The sequence below is a fragment of the Desulforapulum autotrophicum HRM2 genome, from assembly GCF_000020365.1.
GTDB lineage: Bacteria > Desulfobacterota > Desulfobacteria > Desulfobacterales > Desulfobacteraceae > Desulforapulum > Desulforapulum autotrophicum.
This window is the reverse complement of record NC_012108.1, coordinates 2,770,270-2,789,104: the sequence shown is the minus strand read 5'-3', so window position 1 is coordinate 2,789,104 and position 18,835 is coordinate 2,770,270. Positions and strand designations below refer to the sequence as shown.

Sequence of the window (18,835 nt, the reverse complement as noted above, 5' to 3'; positions counted from 1 at the left end):
ATTGAACCATGGTAAACCCTTTGGATTCTGATATAGACAAACAAACCCTGCTTGAATTTGATGATGTCACCTTCAGTGACAATGATGTGTATGATTCAAGTGTGTCCCAGATATCTTTTACACTTAAAAACGGTGACCTTGCCATTGTGCTGCTGGAAAAAGAGCATATCTGTTTGCCCCTGGCCGATCTTGCGGCCGGGATTGTAACGCCGGACAAGGGTGAGGTAAGGTTCCAGGGTTCAGACTGGAAAAAAATTTCCCCTGACGCGGCAGCCATAAAACGGGGCAGCATCGGGCGTGTGTTTGAGGGAAATCCCTGGCTGGATGATCTTGAAGTCCACCAGAACATCATGCTCAGCCAGCTCCATCATACGAGGCGGCCCTTTGATGAAATTGCCCGGCAGGCAGCCGAGTTGTCCAGGGTGTTCGGTCTGCCCGGTCTGCCATTTCATCTGCCGTCCACGTTCAGGGGCAAGGATCTTGCCCGTTGTGCCTGTGTCCGTGCATTCATGGGCAACCCCAAACTTGTGGTCCTGGAACGGCCGACCCATGGGGTATATCCGGAGATTTTACCCTCACTGCTCAATGTCCTTCGGGTGGTTCGCAGCCAGGGGGCTGCGGTTTTATGGTTGACGGACAACACGGCGGTCTGGAATAATCCAGGGGTAAGACCGACACTCAAGGCTCAGATGTATGGCGCACGCGTCCATGTGGACACAAAGGAACCCTCCTGATGAAAAAATTCACCCATCAATACATCAACCAGGTTACCGGTGCCTTTATCCTGGTAGCCCTGATAATTCTGGTTGCGGTCCTCTATGTTGAAGGACAGAGCTATCACTGGTTTGACCGGACTGTTGTCTATCATCTCATCCTGCCTGAAGAAGGCTCCCATGGGCTGAAAGCCGGTGCGGTTGTCATGGTCCTTGGAACCGAAGCCGGTGAAATAACAGATATTAAAATTACGCCCCAGGATCGAATGCAGGCCCGGATGATCCTTCGCCATGATTTTACCCGTTTTATCGGCACCGATTCCCGGGTTACCATCAAACGGGTGCTGGGAATGGCCGGAGATGCTTTTGTTGACATCAGCGGCCGCCCCGGAGATCCACTGGCCCCGGAGGCCACCATTGAAGCGGTGGTGGACCGGGCTGTCAGTGACCTGGTGCAGGAGACCCTGGAGCAGATCCGCAACGAAATTCTGCCTGCCATCCAGGCCATCCGGCTGGCAGCACAGGGCCATACCCGGCTGACTGCCCGCCTGGAAGAACCCGTCCTGCAGACTGTTGCAACCATTGGGTCCATTGCAGCAAAAATAGATACTGGCACGGGCATGGCCCATCGGGTTCTGACTGATAAACACATGGCCGATGATATTCAAACCCTTATCACCCACGCCGATGACATGGCCCAGGGAACGACCCGGGCAGCCGGTGCCCTGCAGTCTGCCGCCACCCAGATCGGCACGTCCACCCGGCGACTCCACGATTCCCTTGACCTGCTTCCCCAAACGATTCAAACGGCAGATACGACCTTAAGGAATATTGACCAAGTCAGTAAAAATCTGATACAGGTCACCGCCTCCATGTCCTCCACCATTGAACACATCGACGATCAGGTCGAGTCTCTGTCTTCTGTCATCTTCCAGGCGCAATCAACCCTGGGTGAAATTCAGCGCCTGGCACAGGCCGTTCAACAGCACTGGCTGATTCGCGGTTATGTTAAAGACGACCCGTCGACTGAACCGATATCTGCCAGGGAGGTGATGGAAACACCATGAGCGATTCTGGTTCTCGGTCAAACATGAACTCGGTTCTGCTGGTGTCACACAGGCAGAAACGACGGTAAAGGGAGTCAGGACCATTGGCCATGGAAAGGCGGATCTGCATTTCCTGCGTTTATTCACATAATTCTCACAAAATTTCCCCTCATTGTTCTGCCATTATAAAATCGTTGCAGAAAGTTGAGATGGAAATGTGTTATCAGGATAGGGGAATCAGCGTCGAGAGTATTGTATTATGGGCACAAAAACAGATAAATATTATCGAACCGGGCAAAGCAATCAAACCGGACAGCAAGATCGCCGAAGAAATCATGACCGGCGTATCATCAACGACCGTCGATCCAAAATGGAAAGACGTCATGATTTTCGGGAAGATCCCAATGACCAACCCCGACCCCTCCACATCTGGTTGCGCTCGTTGATGAAATCACGGCTGGGCGTTGACAGACGAAAAAGATATAGAAGACAAGGCGACAGGAGACGGCAACAATACAACGCTGTTCTTACCCCGGAAGAAATTGAAGAACTTCTTTCCCTGTAACGTTTTTTCGTTCCAGGCCAATCCAATCCAATCCATTTCATTTTTATTTATTGTTTTTAAAATGGTGTGAATTGCTATATCCTCTTGCCAGTGGGTCCTGTTTTCTAATCCTTTTAATTTGGTTTGGTCGCTAAAATAAAAGAAATTTCAAAGTATGACCCGTCTTTTTCATCCCCCCAACTGTGTTGGAGCTTGGGGCTGTGGACTGAACAGGCGATTAAAATGAATTCACACAATGGTTTATACACCAGTTTTTTAAATCTTAGTCCTTTCTTTCTGGCTGTCTTGCTGTGTATTGCCGCTGGACTGGGTCCGGGGTGCGCAGGGCCAAAAATGAACAAGCCGGCTGTTGAAGATAGTACCTACACCCAGTACTATACTGGGGCGCGGAATGCCTTCAGCCAGGGCCGCCTGGAAGAAGCGGTCGATTATTACACCCTTGCCCGCAAACGCGCCCTAAAAACAGCCAGGTCCGATGCCATTGCAAACTCAGCCGTCAGCCTTGCTGCCTGCCTGATCGGGCTTGGGCAATATGACCGCGCCCGCCCGCTTTTGACCGAAGCCTGCCTTGAACTTGTCCGCCAGGGACTGCCCATTGCCGATGTTCTGCTGCTCCGGGCAAAGGCAGACTATCTTGCAGGTAACCTTGCGGATGCCCAGGGTGCCCTCTATCAATTGAAAACTGACAAAAGATCCAGGCCCACTGCCGGACACATGATTCAGGCAGACTTTATAGCCGGTCGGATTGCATGCGATCGTCAGGACTGGTGCGCAGCCACGGCTATGATTGAAAAAATCCAGGCGTGTCCCACTCTTCCCACGGATAAACTGCTGCAGGCCCGGCTGGCATCATTAAAGGGACACCTGGCCATGGGAAAATCAATTCATGGAACCGCTGCCAGAATGTTTGAACAGCAGGTCGATCTGCTGCGCGAGTCCAGGCAGTTCCGTGCCCTGGGTCCAGCCCTTGCCAGGGCAGCAGATGCCCATATAGCCGACAACCAATTCGATCTGGGTGCAGACCGATTCTACCAGGCGGCCCGCATGGCTGAAGAATGGGGAGATGTCAATGGTGCAAGGCGGTTGGCCCAAAGGGCCCTGGATGCTGCTGTGAAAGCTGACAACCCAGACATTGAACTTCTTTCCCGATCAATTCTTATGCCTTGAAAACCATAATTCTGTAACGGGGATGAATAAAAAAACATAAACGTGCAATTTTAATTAGAGGGCCTGTTTAAATTAAAGACAGCTGGTGATTACCTTAAACTGGTGGATAAAGAGGAACGTGATTATCAGGAGGTATATATTTTTTTCAACCCATATCAAGAAATGTATTGTGCCGATTGACAATATTTCAACAATCAAGATTCTGAAAAAAATAAAGGCAGTTATGAAACCGTCATTCAAAATCAGCTGTATCATTTGTCTGGTGTGGGCTCTGTTCGTCTCTCCTGGAATCGCCTTTCAGCTGGCCTTTCAAAATGATCGGATAACCCTCCATGCGGATCAGGTAAAACTGCAGACCCTGATGAATGATTTTGCTGTAAAAACAGGCATTAAAGTATCGATTGATCCCGGTTTAAATCCTGATATTACCTCAGATTTAAACGACAAGGATCTTCAAAAGGCCCTGGAATCCATTTTAACACCATTACATTTAAGTCATGCCCTGAAATGGGAATCAACGTATGTATCTGAGGTATCCAGTACCCGGCTGACGGAAATACATATTTTCAAGCAGGGTCACAAACATCCGATGCTGCCCCGAGAAAAGGATCCGACCCTGGATCTTGCCCGCAACCCCAAGGACGGGTCTCTGTATGTCAAGGCAGAAATCCTGATCCGACTCAGGCCGGGGGTGGACCCCAACGCGTTGAATGCGATTTTGAAACAGTTTGGTGGAACACTGATGGCAGAAAACAGAGCCCTTGGCATTTACAGGATAAAACTGCCAGACCAGGCAAATGTCCCAGAACTGGTTGATCAAATGAAAGATCTTCCCGGCATTGAAAAGGTGGAACCCAATTATGCCTACCCCATTGCCCTGCCCTACCGATATCTGACCGGTTCGAAAATAACAGCCAACTTTAATTTCAAGCCCATATCCGATGGTTCTGTCCCCATTGCCGTTCTTGATTCAGGCCTGGCGTCGGGCAATCTGCCCGGCGAGTATCTTCTTGCTAGCCTGGATGCCTTTAATCCCGATGTCCCGATTTCTGATTCACTGGGCCATGGCACTCAGATGGCTCTATTAGCTGCGGGCATTGTCACTCCATTCGGAGCTGAAAAAAAAATTGACAGTGCTAATCCTGTCATTGCCATTCGCACATTTGATGAAAATGGATATACGTCCAGCACAGCACTGATGAACGGGATTGATTTCGCTTTGGCCAATGGCGCAAGGGTTGTAAGCCTGAGCTGGGGTTCAGACACAAAGAGCGATTTCATGAACGATATTTTTGAATATGGCGCATCAAAGGGCCTTGTGTTTGTAGCATCTGCCGGCAACGATGCCACGGGCAATCCCGTTTATCCTGCGGCCTATGGGTCTGTCATTGGAATTGGTGCCCTGGCACCGGATGGCCAGAACTGGGAGAACTCAAATTATGGCGACTTTGTGGACGCTTATCTTCCCGGGTTTGCCAATATGCCGGTGGGATACAAGGCCGATCCGGGCATTTACGCAGGCACCTCCATTTCTGCTGCATTTGCGGCAAACCAGATTGCCGCTTTTTTGTCCCAGAACCCCGGGGCAGACCCAAAAGATATTTCTAATATCTTTAGATCCTTTCCAGATTCCTTCCAACCTGTGCGTTAACGACGAACCCATCATTAACCATCAGGAAAGTGCTGGATCGTTGTCAAACTATACCGTCCATCAATCAGCACCAAAAGCTTTTTCGTAAAACGGTTGTTAACCCCCTGGCTGCTCACCGTCCACTTTTTGGAATCAATGCGGCCAACATGGAGTCCCGGCACCATGGGCAGTGCTTCGGGAATACTTGTAACCCCGGAACGCATCAAATCTTTGTTGGTAATAACAAAAATAGCCGCGCCACTGTCGAAAAGATTCTGTGGCCTCTTTGACAAATGTGGATTGCAAGTATCTTATGGCCTGGGTCTTAAAAACTAAATGTTGACATTAGTACACATATAAACAGATATAGGTAATATGTGCACTGTTTTTAAAAATACAACAATTCCAAAACAATCTATTAAATGGGGAGGAACATGTCTCAAAACAACCTATCCTCTGACAAACGGATTTTTTATAAACTCAACATTTCCCAGCGTATTTTGTTGAAATATGTTGATCGCGAAATAACAAACAGGCTTGGTGTTTCGGTCGTTCAGACGGCTACCCTGTTTTATCTATTGAAACATGATGGATGTCTTCTAAAGGATTTAAGCAGAGCATTTTTCCAGAACAAATCAGCCACCACAACCCTTGTGGAGCGAATGGTAAAAAACGGTCTTATTGTGAAAAAGCAATCGGAAACAGACGGCCGGGCTGCGCATATTTTTTTAACGGACAAGGGACGGGATATCAATGAAAAGACCCGGCCCCTGGTTGCCGAATACAACAGTGATCTGGTCGATGGGTTTACGGATACTGAGATTGGGGTAATCCATCGTTTTCTGGATCGCATTATCGAAAATTATAGCTGATTTCACGTGGGTGAAACCATCAACCCAATATACAAGGAACGACAAGTTATGACCACATGGAAACAAACCGGATGTGTCCTCTGTGCCCAGAACTGCGGGCTGAAAGTACAGGTTGAAAACGGCCGTATGGTGAAAGTGCTTCCAGACAGGGAAAACCCCAGAAGCCAGGGATATGCCTGTAGAAAGGGCCTCAATGTTCTCTATCATCAATACCAGGAAGACAGGATCTCCCAGCCGTTAAAAAAGGTGAATGGCAGATTTGAACCCCTCTCCTGGGACCAGGCCATGGATGAGATTGCCGAAAAAATGAAGGCGATAGTGGGTCAACATGGTCCAAGGTCCCTGGCCTATATGGGAGGCAGTTCCCAGGGTGGTCATATGGAAACCGGGTTTGGCCTCAGTCTGCTCCGGGGCATGGGGTCTAAATATTACTATTCTTCATCCGGCCAGGAATTTTCAGGGCACTGGTGGGTAACGGGCCGGGTCATGGGCAAGCAGTACAATATCAGCGGTCCTGACGAACATAACACCCAGATGCTGGTGGCCTGGGGATGGAACGGCATGGAAAGCCATCAGATGCCCCGGGCCCCCCTTGTTTTGAAACAGATTTCCAAGGATCCGAACAGAACCCTTGTGGCCATAGATCCTCGAACAAGTGAGACCGCACAGATTGCCGACATTCATCTGGCCCTGCGCCCGGGAACCGATGCCCTGCTCATCAAGGCCATGGTCGCCATCATTATAGACAATGGCTGGGAGAACAGCGCCTATCTGAAAGACCACGTGGATGGCTGGGACCAGGTTCTTCCCTGGTTTAAAGGGGTTGACGTCCACAAGGCGATCCAGGTCTGCGGCCTGGAATATGATGCGGTCCTGGAACTCTGCCATCTGATGACCACCAGACGCTGGAGTTTTCACCAGGACCTGGGTATATATATGGGCCGCCATTCCACGTTGAACTCCTATTTTCTCCACATCCTCGGGGCCGTGTGCGGCGTATTTCAAACACCCGGCGGAAATTTGATTCCCGGCATGGTTATGCCCATGGGGTTCCATGCAGACGAGCGGAACCCGAAAGTGTGGAAAACCATGACCACTCACATGCCGCCGGCAGCAGCGGGCGCGTTCCCACCGGCGGTGATGCCCGAAGAGATTCTCTCTGATCATCCGCAACGGTTGCGGGCAGTCTATGTCTCTGCCTGCAATCCGTTGCGGGCGTATCCGGATACAAAGGCCTATGAAAAGGCATTCAACCATCTGGATCTTTTGGTGGTGAATGATATTGTCATGACCGAGACAGCCTACCTGGCAGACTATATCCTTCCCTGCCGCTCCTTTTATGAATCCTGGGATACCACCTTCTTCCCCATGACGTATCCCAAGATTTTCTGCCAGCTCAGAAGACCCTTGGTTTCACCGCCTGGTCAGTGCCTGGAAGCCTCCCAGATTCATACCCTGCTGGCCGATCGCCTGGGGCTGATTCCTGAAATTCCGGAATCCCTTTTCAAGGCGGCTGCCAAAGGCGACCGAATGGCCTATGGGGGAGAACTGATGACCTGGGCCACCCAGGAACCCCGTGCCTTTAAGGCAATGCCCTTTGTTCTGGCGAAAACCCTTGGCAAAGAATGGGACAGTGCAGCCAAGGCGGCTTTCTGGGGAATGCTGATGACAGCCCCCCAGCCGTTCAGGGAACACGCTGCCCGGGCCGGGTTTGAACCCGATTTTGCCCAGGGCGATAAGATCTTCCAGGCATTGCTGGATAAACCCCAGGGACTTTGGGTGGGCAAGGTGAACACGGACAACCCCATGGCCTGCGTTAAAACTGCGTCAGGGAAGCTGGAAATTTATATTCCAGAGCTTGCAGACCAGGCAATGGCCCTAACCCCCGACGATGAAGCTGAAGATCTCAGACTGCCCGATGAATTTCCCCTTGTCCTCAATGCCGGCCGGCACACCCGATACACCATAAACTCTTTGATGCGCAATCCGGAATGGAATCAAGGGAAACGCGATTGCACCATAGCTGTAAATCATAAGGATGCCGAAAAGTTAAACCTGCGAGACGGTGCAATGGCAAAAATAACCACGGCTGCCGGCTCAGAGATTGGTGAAATTGAGATCAGTGAAGCGGTTGCAAAGGGCATGGTCCTGATTCCCCACGGATTTGGATTTACCCATAAAGGCAAAATCCATGGCATGAACGTAAACCGGCTTACCCAAAATACCCATAGAGATCCCATTGGTACGCCCCTTCATCGGTATGTACCCTGCCGGGTGGAAGGCCTGGAATGAAAGATTTCGACCTGTGCGGTTAGCTTTCCGGCTGGTACGACAAAAAATAAAATCCGATAACAAAGGTGAACGGGAACAGGTATTACCCGAAGCGGGTTAAATGGCAGCGGTCAGCAATTTCCCTGTACGGTTACCTGCCCGATAAGATCCATGTTTTCATATTCCTTGAACTCTGCGGCCAGGGCCTGATTGACAGCATTCAGGGTTCCTGGCGCAAGTCCGGTCAGGACAGTGGCAACCAGTTTGCCTTTTAAAAGATTCTTCTGGTGTCTGAAGGACCAGAATCTTTCAAGTAAGGCCTTTGTGAACCCGTCTATTTGTGAAGAGGGGATATATCCACCAATGACCAGGGCTTTAGCTGCTTTAATCTTTTCAGTCTCCTTTTTAACCGCCTGAACGGTTGATTCTGTCGTTTTAAATTTAAATCTATCCAAGCACTTCCATCAGTTTTTCCCGGAAATAATCAAGGCCTGTCGGCTGTGTCTCAATGGGCACTTGTATCAGGTCATAAAATGCAAGAAGTTCTTCATCTGACAGCGGGTTGACGCCGGTATCCAGCAGTAAAATTCGATCATAACGCCCCCAGTTCTGGCGAACATCCACTTCATCCCAGCCTGCCTCCGCCATAAGGTTGGAAAAAAAACGGATCCAGCCGGGCGTCATAATGACAGTTCGGTTCTGCTCTAACTCATCAACACGTTCATGGCAGAATGCGTCGATACAGTTTTTGGCCCCAAGGATTTTCCCGCCATGTCTGCTGATAATATTGCACATTTCCGGACTGCAGCCATTGCCGAAAAGGACCCTTGCATCTGCCCCTTCTGCCACGGCATTCTTTAACGCCTGTTCTATGGTGGTTTCGAGTTTTTCCATATTCATGTGCAGTCCGGGATCAAGCCAGGTAATTTCAATATCTTTATACACTTCAGGTAAAACAGCCAAAAGTTCATCGGCAAAAATCTGGCAGGCAATTAATTTTTTTTTGGCCATGACCATCCCTTTTTTTCAATATCCTGCAATTTTTTTTGGAAATGTTCTTTTTTAAATGATTTTCAACTACATAATCACCCCACTGGGCAATTGAATACAGCAACGGAACAAGTGTTCTTCCAAAATCAGTTAATGAATATTCTACTTTCACTGGGGGTTTTTCTCCGTCTACCTTAACTATTCTTGTAACTATAAAAAGTATAGCAAAAAAACAAATTATTACTACCTCAACTTTCAGATTGGCTGTTTACATGGGGTCAGGCCTGCATTATTGCACTTTTGTTCGGCTTAGAAAGCGGATAAGATGTTGTCAAAAACATGGAGCCTGATAAAAGATTCAGCCCCTAACAACACAAGCCTGCCCCCTATCATCAAAGTGAAGTCCGAAAGTTGTGCTGTTAAAATAAGGAGATAAAAAATGCAAAAGACCATCTTAATAACAGGAAGTACCGACGGTATTGGAAAACTTGCCGCTATCAAACTGGCCGAACAGGGCCATGGTATTTATCTGCATGGGCGAAATCCTGATAAACTTGCTGCAACAATTTCAGAAATAAGATCAAAGACACAAAACAAAACCGTCGGTGGATTTACAGCGGATTTTTCAGATTTAAATTCCCTGGGACAGATGGCCGACCAGATTAAAGAACGAGGTGCCGGAAATTGATGTTCTGATTAATAATGCCGGAATTTATAATAGTGCTGAATCCCGCAATAAAGACGGCCAGGACATACGATTTGCAGTAAACTATCTGGCGCCCTATGTCCTGACTGACAGGTTGCTGCCCCTATTGAAAAAAGCGTCTGATGCCCGTATTATCAATCTGAGTTCGGCAGCACAGGCGCTGGTGTCCCACGAAGCACTAACGGGAAAAGAAAATTTATCCGAGGGTGATGCCTATGCCCAAAGCAAACTGGCATTAACCATGTGGAGTTTCTATCTGGCCAGATCTTTGCGTGATAAGACTTAAAACCACCTGTGGTTAGGAACGCAAACAGGCCAAGATCAGTCCCTTGAATATATGAACAAAGGGTTAGCCTGAAGGATTTCTCTGAGCAACTGGAACGGTTGAACAAAGCTGGCATACGACACATTGATATTCTGATCTCTCGCTGTCCTGGCAGGCCTGATCTTATACACTTAAGTCCCTGTCAAAATTGCAGACCCGCGATCTGGTGGTGTAACCCCGTCTGGTAATATTTTTTAACTTCTACCTTGACAAAGAAGTATATTAGTTTATTCTAAATTAGAAAATACTAATAATAATCGGCGTAGATTATGGAACAGATGGATCCCAGAAAACTCGAAGAAAACGCGGAAAAGGCCTCAAGGCTGCTCAAGAGCATGGGCCATCCCAGCCGCCTGATGGTGCTGTGTCATCTGATGAAAGGAGAGTGCCCGGTCAGTGTACTGAACCAGGCCATCCCCTTAAGTCAGTCTGCCCTGTCCCAGCATCTGGCTGGATTGCGCCAGGCAGGCCTTGTGGAGACACGACGCGAAAGCCAGGTTATATACTACCGTCTCAAAAGCAAGGCTGTATCCAGAATACTTGAGGCACTTTACTGTATTTATTGTAACCCCAACGTTGAGGAGTAATACCTATGAAAGGACAATTGAACTGGTTTAAAGGCGGGCTCCTGCTGGGAGCCTCATTCCTTCTTGCAGTGGCTTTTGTTAAACCGATCGGGGTGTCCACCCAGTTTGTCATTGCCGACGGTATTGTGTGGAACCTGTTCTCAGACACAGTGGTTCAAAAAGATGCTGCAATCAAATCGGGCTACACGAGCTCCAACGCATATTTGAACAAGAGTGGCGGCAGTTATGCTAAAAACGTGGCCAATCCTTTCAATTACAGCTTTGTTTTTGTTATTGCCATGGTCGCGGGGGCGTTTTTATCCTCTCGTCTGGGCGGCCCCAGGCCCACAGCACTCGACCGAAGCGCCCCTGAAGTCTGGCGCCAGCGTTTCGGCAATAATTTTGCATTGCGCAACCTGACTGTTTTTTTTGCAGGCGTGGTTGTCCTCATTGGTGCTCGTCTGGCCGGAGGATGCACCAGCGGCCATATGATGAGCGGAATGATGCAGACATCCCTGAGTGGTTACCTGTTTGCCCTGGGAGCCTTTGCCGCAGCCGTCCCAGTAGCCATAATGGTTTACAAAAGGAATTAGGAGGTACTTTATGACGATTTTTCTTGCCATCATACTCGGAATTTTCTTTGGGTTTGCCCTGCAGCGGGTCGGCGCCACCAATCCCCAGAACATCATTAACATGTTGCGCCTCACGGACCTGAACCTTATGAAGGCCATCTTGTTTGCCATTGGTATCAGCAGCACCCTTTTATTTTTATTGATGAGTGTTGGTGTTATCGACGCCGGACATCTGTCTGTCAAAAGCAGCTACATCGGCGTTATTGTGGGCGGCGCGCTGCTGGGACTTGGATTTGCAGTGGCCGGATACTGCCCAGGAACAGGTCTGGTTGCCCTGGCAGACGGTCGGAAAGATGCCCTGTTTTTTGTAGGCGGCGGCCTTGTAGGTGCCTTGATTTACACCCTGTCCTACGACATCATCAAGGATTCATGGTTGTTTGACAAGATCGCTGGTGGTAAAGTTATGCTGGCGACAGGCTCGGACACCTTCCAGCCGCTGCTGCCCTTTATACCGGGGACTTTACTGGCCGTCTCCATCGGGGTTGTTTTCATGCTCATTGCATGGAAACTACCGGATAAGGTCTGATTCCAACTTTTAGGTTTTTTTTATATGAAACACTCACCGAAGCATTGTAAACAGAGGCGTTTCATCATTCGTTGTGGCCGGTGAAGATACCTCGCTCCGGCCATGCCGGTTTATAAGAAACGCATGTCGAAACATCATTGTGAAAGTCTCGACTTTCGAGCCCTCTTTGGTTTCCCTGATCGGAACATTGTAAACCAAAGGGGATAGGATTTTTGCCCTTCCAGGCGTTAAGAAGCGCAGGCTGTTTGAGGACTTTAGCCCGCAGTTCCTGCGCTTTAGTCTGGAAGGGCAGAAATCCCCCCGACGTTTACCGTTCCGGTCCGGGTAACCAAAGGGGGCGGAATGGTACTATCGCCTGCCCTGTATCATCGTGTTTCATATTTCGTTGTGGCCGCTAGGACATGTGGGTTTATATGAAACACTCGTCAAAGCATTGTCAATGAAGGTGTTTCAAAATTCGTTGAGGCCGGAGCCATACCTCGTTCCGGCCGTGCCGGTTATATGAAACACACTTCAAACCGGTAGGCGGAAACGGGTGTTACCCTTCTCTCATTCTCGCAGCCCGTCCGTGGGCTGCTCCGAGGAAAATGGCAACTCCTTGGGCGTCCATGCCCACCGTTGCCATTTAACCCGTTCAGGGTAACACCCGTTTCCGCCCGCCTATTCTGTCGAGTTTCTATCTTCGTTGTGTCCGTCAGGACATGTGGGTTATATGAAACACTCACCCAATTGAGCATCCCCCAGCCGGGCACAGAGACAACATGATCTGCCTGTGTCCGATTGGGGTCTTATTTCAGGTTTTCTACAATTTTTAATGCGTTTATTGACAAAAAACATCTTTCTGTCCTATCCTGTTTTCATCAGAAAAACGAAAATTTACGGGAAAAGTTACCTATGACGAAATCAAAAGACGGTCTCTACGTGGCATTATTAAGCATACACGGATTGATCCGTTGGCATAATCTTGAGCTGGGACGCGATGCCGACACTGGCGGACAAACACTTTATGTCGTTGAACTCGCCCAGGCCCTTGCCAGACAACCCGGCATAAAAAAGGTTGACCTCATTACCCAGCGCGTTGTGGATGAAAATGTCTCCAGTGACTATGCCCAGCCAATAGAAAAACTTGGAGAAAAACTTCGAATCGTTCGCATTGATGCCGGACCTGTGGCCTACCTTGCCAAGGAAGAACTTTGGGATCATCTCGATTTTTTCACAGACAATCTGGCGGATTTTTTCCATGGCCACGAATGTTTCCCTGATATTATTCATAGCCACTATGCCGACGCAGGGTACGTTGGTTCCCACCTTGCCAGCCTTCTTGGAATACCGCAAGTTCACACGGGTCACTCCCTTGGCCGCGTAAAACGAAGTCGGCTCCTGGCAAGCGGTTTAAAAGCAAAGGAAATTGACGCTCGCTTTAATATGAGCCGGCGAATTGAGGCAGAAGAATTGGCTCTGGCCTCTGCGGAAAGGGTAATAACAAGTACTCGTCAGGAAATTGTAGAGCAATATGAGCTGTATGATCACTATCAACCGGATCAGATGCGGGTTATTCCACCGGGGACGGATCTTAATCAGTTCACTCCCGGGAATGGTGAAGAGATGTTGACACCCTTTTTCAATGAGCTGACCCAGCACTTGAAAGCACCCGAAAAACCGATCGTCCTTGCCCTTTCCCGACCAGACAGGCGCAAGAACATCACCGCTTTGATCGAAGCTTTCGGAATATGCCCGCGGTTACAGGAACTGGCAAACCTTATAATAATAGCGGGGAACCGTGATGATATTGATGATTTGGAAGACGGTGCCCAGGAGGTTTTCCATGAATTATTGGTAGCAATTGATCGTTACGATCTTTATGGAAAAGTGACCTTGCCAAAGCATCACAAGCGTGATCAGGTGCCGATGATTTACCGGATTGCGGCTGCCACGGGTGGCGTTTTTGTCAATCCGGCTTTAACAGAACCTTTCGGGTTGACCCTGATTGAAGCCGCTGCCAGTGGACTACCAATCGTCGCCACTGAGGACGGTGGTCCACAGGATATCATTGCTAACTGCAAAAATGGATTTTTAGTCGATCCCCTGGAACCGGAAACCATTGCTGAAGCAATATTAAGGCTCATTGAAGATCAAGAGTTATGGCAGGAATTTTCCAGTCAAGGTTTGCAGGGTGTTAAAGAAAATTATTCATGGGATGCCCATGCAAAGCAATACCTTGCTGTTGTAAAACCGATTGCGGAACGCTCAGAGCAGTTATTGCGCGTTCCGGTCAAACAGCGTGCCGGCCTCTATCGAGACAGGGCGATTGTGAGCGACCTAGATCAGAACCTGTTAGGAAAGACACAGTCGCTTCAAAAACTTGCTGAAATCCTCAGGCAGAATCGCACCAGCAGCCACTTTATAATTGCAACGGGAAGACGCCTTGATTCCGCACTTAAACTGATGAAAAAGCACAAGATACCGGAGCCGGATGTGCTCATTACCAGTAGCGGCAGCGAAATCTATCATGCACCAACCCTTGCAGCCGATACTGCCTGGGCTAAACACATAGATTATCAATGGTCACCCAAAAAGATAAAGGCGCTTCTGATGGATCTGCCGGGATTGAAAATTCAACCCGGCAGTGAGCAGAGCCGGTTTAAGATCAGTTATTATATTGACCCGAATGAAATTGACGTTGAGGAGATCAAACAATCGCTGCACAGGGAGGAATTATCCTTCTTTATCCAGACGGCCTTTGGTCAGTTTCTTGACATTCTACCTTTACGCGCCTCTAAAGGTATGGCCCTGCGTTACGTGGCAGAGCAGTTGGACCTTCCCCTTGAGTCGTTTTTTGTTGCCGGCGGATCCGGAGCCGATGAAGACATGATGCGGGGAAATACCCTGGCGGCAGTGGTTGCAAATCGCCATCATGAGGAATTGTCACAGTTGGATGATATTGAACGAATCTATTTTTCAAGCCGTCCAAATGCCGCAGGCATCCTTGAAGCCCTTGAATATTACGATTTTTTTTCAACCTGTAAAGACCCCCAGGAAACCCCAAAAAAAGACAATGTCCAATAAATTACTGCTCTGTACAGATATGGACCGGACGGTTATACCCAACGGTCTTCACCCAGAACACCCCGATGCCCGGGCACAGTTTCGCAGGCTATGCAACTTACCTGAAATTGTTTTGGCCTATGTTACCGGGCGTCACCTTCAGCTCGTGGAAGAGGCCATAAAGAAATACAACCTGCCTGAACCCGATTTTATAATTACCGACGTCGGCACAAAAATATATCAAAAGACCTGTGACAACTGGATTTCCATATCACAATGGCAGAAGCAGATCGCAAAAGACTGGCAGGGAAAAACTCACTACCAGCTGCAGCAGGCACTCAGCAGACTGCCCGAGCTGAAACTCCAGGAAAACAGCAAACAGAACGATTATAAGCTCAGTTATTATCTGCCTCTGAGTGCCGACCATGGAAAAATTGAGCACCAGGCGAGTCTGATTCTGGCAGAACTGGGCGTTAATGCCAGTCTGATTCTGAGCATTGATGAACCAGAGCAGGTCGGGTTACTTGATGTCCTCCCGAAAAACGCAACAAAACTGCATGCCATCATATTTCTCCAGGAGTACCTTGATTTGGGTCTGGAAGAAACCATATTTTGCGGTGACAGCGGTAATGATCTCCCTGTGCTGGGAAGTCAGATACGCTCGGTTCTTGTGGCCAATGCTGACCGGGTGATTAAAAAACGATCCCTTGAACTGGCTGAGAAAAATGGCAGTAAAGGGTCTCTTTATGTGGCTGAAGAGAACGATTTTCCTTTAGGTGGTAATTACTGTGCCGGTGTTTTGCAGGGGATTGCCTTTTATGAACCCCAGATAATAAAAAGGCTGAAGATATCATGACAAACCATGCTGGACTTTACATCTTTGGAGAGGTACTTTTTGACTGTTTCCCAACCGGAGAAGAAATTCTCGGCGGGGCGCCGTTTAACGTTGCCTGGCATCTACAGGCCCTGGGCAATCAGCCCGGTTTCATCTCACGCGTGGGAAAAGACTCATCCGGCAGCAAGATTCTTTATGCCATGGAAAAATGGGGGTTGGATACCACCCTGGTTCAGATTGATAACAAACACCCGACGGGGAAGGTTCAGGTGACAATCGAAAACAACGAGCCGTATTACGAGATTGTTGAAAATTGCGCCTATGACTTTATCTCTGATGATATGTTGTCTGGAAAAATCACCCAAGGTATTTTGTACCATGGAAGTCTGTGCCTGCGAAATCCGGTCGCTCGCTCAGCATATAGCTCTATTATCCAGAATACGCGGCTGAAAATTTTCATGGATGTCAACCTGCGTGCACCGTGGTGGAAGAAGGACGAGGTTTTTTCCTGGCTCCAGAAAGCGCATTGGGCAAAGATGAACCAGGATGAATTAAAGCTGCTGGTCGGGGCAGAAAAAGAGATCGAATCCCAGATGGCAGAACTGCAGACAGCCTGTGGGTTGGAGCAAATAATCGTCACCCGGGGTGAACAGGGCACCATGGTCAGAACAGCACAGGGAAAGATGCATTCCCTTGTGCCCGATAAAATTGAACTATTGATTGACACGGTAGGCGCAGGTGATGCATTTAGTGCCGTCTATATCCATGGAATTCTTGCAGATTTGCCTGTTGATCTGAATCTTCGTTATGCCCAGCAGTTTGCAGGCAAGGTAATCGGGTTGCGTGGTGCTACAACTGACGATTTGAACTTTTATAATGAATTTACCACCTCGCTTTAAAGCGAGTAATGCCTGAAGGAAAAATATGTACGAACAAGTCTCTCACACGCTTTTAAACGATATTCTCAACCGTATCAAACCTGAAATTTCTGAGCAGGATCTGCGCCATTTCTATACCCGGCTGGGTGCAAACTTTTACGGAATCCATTGTCTGTTTCAAAAACTGTACGGTAATCGAGATGATTTTGCAGAACAGGCGCAAAAACTGGTGGAAATCATGGCGATGCAGTATATCAAACGCCCGGAGAAACTCCGTCAGCTCGACCTTGCCAGGGAAAAAGATTACAACTGGTTTCTCAGTCAACAGCTTGTGGGAATGGCGCTCTACTGTAAAGGGTTTGCAGGCAACCTGAATATGCTCCAGCAGCGCCTGCACTACTTCCAGGAGTTAGGCGTCAACCTTGTTCATGTGATGCCGATTTTGCGCTGTCCTGAAGGAAGCAGTGACGGTGGATATGCAGTCAGTGATTTTCGCGAGATAAACCCGGAGGTCGGAACCCTTGAGGATCTTCAGTCCCTTGCAGACGAGATGAAAAAACGTGATATCCTGCTGGTGCTTGATGTTGTTGTCAATCACACCTCAAACAAACACTACTGGGCAAAGAAAGCCAAGGCAGGAGAAAAGAAATACCAGGACTATTACTATTGCTTTGAAACACGGGATGTCCCGGATATGTTCGAGCAGAGCATGCCCGAAATATTTCCTGAAACAGCCCCTGGAAATTTCACCTGGGATGAAGAGATGAATCGTTGGGTGATGACTGTATTCAACAATTTTCAATGGGATCTCAACTACAGCAATCCAAGTGTTTTTATTGAAATGCTCAACATCATTCTTTTCTGGGCAAACCAGGGCGCTGATATTCTCAGGCTTGATGCAGTTGCCTTTCTATGGAAAAAAATCGGAAGCACCTGTCAAAATGAGCGTGAAGCGCATCTGATTCTGCAGCTGCTTAAGGACTGCTGTCAAGTTTCCGCACCAGGGGTTATTTTTATTGCCGAGGCTATTGTCGCTCCAGTGGAAGTGATAAAATATTTCGGCGAAGATGCGGTCATAGCAAAGGAGTGTGAGATTGCGTATAATGCGACATATATGGCACTGCTTTGGGACGCGGTGGCAACAAAAAATGCCCGTTTGCTTAACCAGGGGATAAGGAGTCTGCCGGTTAAACTTGATGGGGCAACCTGGCTCAATTATGTACGCTGTCATGACGATATCGGATTGGGTTTTGATGATCGTGACATCCAGCTTTGTAACTATGATCCCAGTCAGCACCGAAAATATCTGATTGAGTATTTTACCGGACAGTATGATGATTCCCACGCCAGGGGTCTGCCTTTTGGTGAGAACCCGAAGACAGGTGACTCGCGTATCTCAGGCTCCCTGGCATCACTGGCAGGACTTCAACATGCCGTTGAAACAGGAGACAACGAGGCCATCACGGCTTCCATTAAATTGATTCTTTTACTGCATGGTATGATCCTCTCATTCGGTGGAATCCCTCTTCTCTACTACGGTGATGAAATTGGCACTTTAAACGATGACTCCTACCGTGAAGACCCTTTTAAGAAAGGAGATTCACGCTGGGTGCACCGACCATCCATTGACTGGGATAAAGCGGAACGGCGCAATACCCCGGGAACCATCGAGTTTGAGATTTTCAGTGCCCTGAAGCGGATGATTGCGGTCCGGAAGGAAATTGAAGTTTTTGCCGATTTTAATAATCGTGAATTAATTGAAGTCGACAATCCACATCTCTTTGTTTTCGGACGTTACCATATCCAACAGCCAAGTGAGCAGGTACTGGTGGTTGCCAACTTCAGCAATAAACCACAGCATCTCAATCTCGAAGATATTGGCAGCTGGCGGACTCAATATCGGTCGCCTGTCGATTTGTACAGGGGAGAAAGTCCCGAGATCTTTAAAAACACTCTGGTGATTCCGGAGTACAGTTTTTACTGGTTGTCTGAACGATGATTGTATGCTGAAGGGTCCCCTGCCCCAGTGCATTGTCCCCGTTTGTCGTGCTATCCTCCCTCTATCCCC

General features: G+C 48.5%; 20 protein-coding genes. 16 read left to right on the top strand and 4 right to left on the bottom strand.

From position 1 onward, the window contains the following. The first annotated feature begins 8 nt into the window (after positions 1 to 8). The 5 genes from HRM2_RS12150 to HRM2_RS12130 all read left to right on the top strand — a co-directional run bounded on the left by HRM2_RS12150 (position 9) and on the right by HRM2_RS12130 (position 5,142). Positions 9 to 734 carry a P-loop NTPase family protein gene (locus HRM2_RS12150; RefSeq protein ID WP_015904303.1) on the top strand — a complete coding sequence of 242 codons (726 nt, stop codon included), beginning with the start codon at positions 9 to 11 and terminating at the stop codon, positions 732 to 734. Continuing rightward, on the top strand, positions 734 to 1,780 hold the full coding sequence (locus HRM2_RS12145) for an MlaD family protein (RefSeq protein ID WP_015904302.1): 1,047 nt from the start codon (positions 734 to 736) through the stop codon (positions 1,778 to 1,780). The genes HRM2_RS12150 and HRM2_RS12145 overlap by 1 nt, the downstream gene beginning before the upstream one ends. A gap of 89 nt (positions 1,781 to 1,869) precedes the next feature. Beyond that, positions 1,870 to 2,205 carry a hypothetical protein gene (locus tag HRM2_RS26605; RefSeq protein WP_015904301.1) on the top strand — a complete coding sequence of 112 codons (336 nt, stop codon included), beginning with the start codon at positions 1,870 to 1,872 and terminating at the stop codon, positions 2,203 to 2,205. Between the two features lie 341 nt (positions 2,206 to 2,546). Then, a complete protein-coding gene (locus HRM2_RS12135; protein ID WP_041273238.1) occupies positions 2,547 to 3,491 on the top strand; it encodes an outer membrane protein assembly factor BamD in 945 nt (314 codons plus the stop codon). A 223-nt stretch (positions 3,492 to 3,714) separates the two neighbouring features. Beyond that, complete coding sequence (locus HRM2_RS12130; RefSeq protein ID WP_015904299.1) at positions 3,715 to 5,142, top strand: S8 family peptidase; 1,428 nt, start codon at positions 3,715 to 3,717, stop codon at positions 5,140 to 5,142. Positions 5,143 to 5,156: 14 nt separating this feature from the next. Here the strand turns inward: HRM2_RS12130 and HRM2_RS12125 are convergent, their stop codons facing one another. Continuing rightward, a complete protein-coding gene (locus HRM2_RS12125) occupies positions 5,157 to 5,414 on the bottom strand; it encodes a TonB-dependent receptor plug domain-containing protein (protein WP_232364261.1) in 258 nt (85 codons plus the stop codon). Positions 5,415 to 5,555: 141 nt separating this feature from the next. Between HRM2_RS12125 and HRM2_RS12120 the strand changes: the two genes are divergently transcribed. Both HRM2_RS12120 and HRM2_RS12115 read left to right on the top strand, forming a co-directional pair. Beyond that, positions 5,556 to 5,993 (top strand): MarR family winged helix-turn-helix transcriptional regulator, encoded by a 438-nt coding sequence (locus HRM2_RS12120; protein ID WP_041273236.1) that lies wholly within the window; start codon positions 5,556 to 5,558, stop codon positions 5,991 to 5,993. Between the two features lie 48 nt (positions 5,994 to 6,041). Then, entirely contained in the window at positions 6,042 to 8,285 is a 2,244-nt protein-coding gene (locus HRM2_RS12115) for a molybdopterin-containing oxidoreductase family protein (protein WP_041273235.1), read from the top strand. A gap of 110 nt (positions 8,286 to 8,395) precedes the next feature. On the opposite strand, the gene HRM2_RS12110 is transcribed toward HRM2_RS12115, so the two are convergent. From HRM2_RS12110 to HRM2_RS28320, 3 genes are read right to left on the bottom strand one after another with little or no spacing between them, the layout of a single operon-like run. Beyond that, on the bottom strand, positions 8,396 to 8,719 hold the full coding sequence (locus tag HRM2_RS12110) for a hypothetical protein (RefSeq protein WP_015904296.1): 324 nt from the start codon (positions 8,717 to 8,719) through the stop codon (positions 8,396 to 8,398). Then, positions 8,712 to 9,275, bottom strand: coding sequence for a DUF1638 domain-containing protein (locus tag HRM2_RS12105; RefSeq protein ID WP_015904295.1), 564 nt, complete (start codon positions 9,273 to 9,275; stop codon positions 8,712 to 8,714). Before HRM2_RS12105 ends, HRM2_RS12110 begins: the two co-directional genes overlap by 8 nt. Then, positions 9,232 to 9,426 carry a winged helix-turn-helix transcriptional regulator gene (locus HRM2_RS28320; RefSeq protein WP_015904294.1) on the bottom strand — a complete coding sequence of 65 codons (195 nt, stop codon included), beginning with the start codon at positions 9,424 to 9,426 and terminating at the stop codon, positions 9,232 to 9,234. The genes HRM2_RS12105 and HRM2_RS28320 overlap by 44 nt, the downstream gene beginning before the upstream one ends. Positions 9,427 to 9,693: 267 nt before the next feature. Here HRM2_RS28320 and HRM2_RS27660 point away from each other — a divergent pair, with 267 nt between their 5' ends. The 9 genes from HRM2_RS27660 to HRM2_RS12065 all read left to right on the top strand — a co-directional run bounded on the left by HRM2_RS27660 (position 9,694) and on the right by HRM2_RS12065 (position 18,766). Next, positions 9,694 to 9,942, top strand: a complete 249-nt coding sequence (locus HRM2_RS27660; protein WP_015904293.1) for an SDR family NAD(P)-dependent oxidoreductase — start codon at positions 9,694 to 9,696, stop codon at positions 9,940 to 9,942. Further along, entirely contained in the window at positions 9,929 to 10,246 is a 318-nt protein-coding gene (locus HRM2_RS27655; RefSeq protein ID WP_015904292.1) for an SDR family NAD(P)-dependent oxidoreductase, read from the top strand. Before HRM2_RS27660 ends, HRM2_RS27655 begins: the two co-directional genes overlap by 14 nt. Before the next feature lie 308 nt (positions 10,247 to 10,554). Next, complete coding sequence (locus HRM2_RS12095; protein ID WP_015904291.1) at positions 10,555 to 10,872, top strand: ArsR/SmtB family transcription factor; 318 nt, start codon at positions 10,555 to 10,557, stop codon at positions 10,870 to 10,872. Positions 10,873 to 10,877: 5 nt separating this feature from the next. After that, complete coding sequence (locus tag HRM2_RS12090; RefSeq protein ID WP_015904290.1) at positions 10,878 to 11,444, top strand: YeeE/YedE thiosulfate transporter family protein; 567 nt, start codon at positions 10,878 to 10,880, stop codon at positions 11,442 to 11,444. Positions 11,445 to 11,454: 10 nt separating this feature from the next. Next, entirely contained in the window at positions 11,455 to 12,009 is a 555-nt protein-coding gene (locus tag HRM2_RS12085) for a DUF6691 family protein (protein WP_015904289.1), read from the top strand. 894 nt (positions 12,010 to 12,903) lie between these two features. Next, positions 12,904 to 15,075, top strand: coding sequence for an HAD-IIB family hydrolase (locus HRM2_RS12080; RefSeq protein WP_015904288.1), 2,172 nt, complete (start codon positions 12,904 to 12,906; stop codon positions 15,073 to 15,075). Further along, on the top strand, positions 15,065 to 15,910 hold the full coding sequence (locus tag HRM2_RS12075; protein WP_041273234.1) for an HAD-IIB family hydrolase: 846 nt from the start codon (positions 15,065 to 15,067) through the stop codon (positions 15,908 to 15,910). Before HRM2_RS12080 ends, HRM2_RS12075 begins: the two co-directional genes overlap by 11 nt. Beyond that, positions 15,907 to 16,788, top strand: coding sequence for a carbohydrate kinase family protein (locus tag HRM2_RS12070; protein WP_015904286.1), 882 nt, complete (start codon positions 15,907 to 15,909; stop codon positions 16,786 to 16,788). The genes HRM2_RS12075 and HRM2_RS12070 overlap by 4 nt, the downstream gene beginning before the upstream one ends. Before the next feature lie 25 nt (positions 16,789 to 16,813). Continuing rightward, positions 16,814 to 18,766, top strand: a complete 1,953-nt coding sequence (locus tag HRM2_RS12065) for an alpha-amylase family glycosyl hydrolase (RefSeq protein WP_015904285.1) — start codon at positions 16,814 to 16,816, stop codon at positions 18,764 to 18,766. Positions 18,767 to 18,835 lie beyond the last annotated feature (69 nt).

Bases quoted from the DNA above. Each gene is read 5' to 3' on its own strand.
- HRM2_RS12065 (WP_015904285.1), top strand. From the start codon at position 16,814: ATGTACGAACAAGTCTCTCACACGCTTTTAAACGATATTCTCAACCGT.
- HRM2_RS26605 (WP_015904301.1), top strand. From the start codon at position 1,870: ATGGAAAGGCGGATCTGCATTTCCTGCGTTTATTCACATAATTCTCAC.
- HRM2_RS12080 (WP_015904288.1), top strand. From the start codon at position 12,904: ATGACGAAATCAAAAGACGGTCTCTACGTGGCATTATTAAGCATACAC.
- HRM2_RS12095 (WP_015904291.1), top strand. From the start codon at position 10,555: ATGGAACAGATGGATCCCAGAAAACTCGAAGAAAACGCGGAAAAGGCC.
- HRM2_RS12075 (WP_041273234.1), top strand. From the start codon at position 15,065: ATGTCCAATAAATTACTGCTCTGTACAGATATGGACCGGACGGTTATA.
- HRM2_RS12135 (WP_041273238.1), top strand. From the start codon at position 2,547: ATGAATTCACACAATGGTTTATACACCAGTTTTTTAAATCTTAGTCCT.
- HRM2_RS12070 (WP_015904286.1), top strand. From the start codon at position 15,907: ATGACAAACCATGCTGGACTTTACATCTTTGGAGAGGTACTTTTTGAC.
- HRM2_RS12105 (WP_015904295.1), bottom strand. From the start codon at position 9,275: ATGGCCAAAAAAAAATTAATTGCCTGCCAGATTTTTGCCGATGAACTT.
- HRM2_RS12150 (WP_015904303.1), top strand. From the start codon at position 9: ATGGTAAACCCTTTGGATTCTGATATAGACAAACAAACCCTGCTTGAA.
- HRM2_RS12085 (WP_015904289.1), top strand. From the start codon at position 11,455: ATGACGATTTTTCTTGCCATCATACTCGGAATTTTCTTTGGGTTTGCC.
- HRM2_RS12145 (WP_015904302.1), top strand. From the start codon at position 734: ATGAAAAAATTCACCCATCAATACATCAACCAGGTTACCGGTGCCTTT.
- HRM2_RS12090 (WP_015904290.1), top strand. From the start codon at position 10,878: ATGAAAGGACAATTGAACTGGTTTAAAGGCGGGCTCCTGCTGGGAGCC.
- HRM2_RS27660 (WP_015904293.1), top strand. From the start codon at position 9,694: ATGCAAAAGACCATCTTAATAACAGGAAGTACCGACGGTATTGGAAAA.
- HRM2_RS12120 (WP_041273236.1), top strand. From the start codon at position 5,556: ATGTCTCAAAACAACCTATCCTCTGACAAACGGATTTTTTATAAACTC.
- HRM2_RS12130 (WP_015904299.1), top strand. From the start codon at position 3,715: ATGAAACCGTCATTCAAAATCAGCTGTATCATTTGTCTGGTGTGGGCT.
- HRM2_RS12115 (WP_041273235.1), top strand. From the start codon at position 6,042: ATGACCACATGGAAACAAACCGGATGTGTCCTCTGTGCCCAGAACTGC.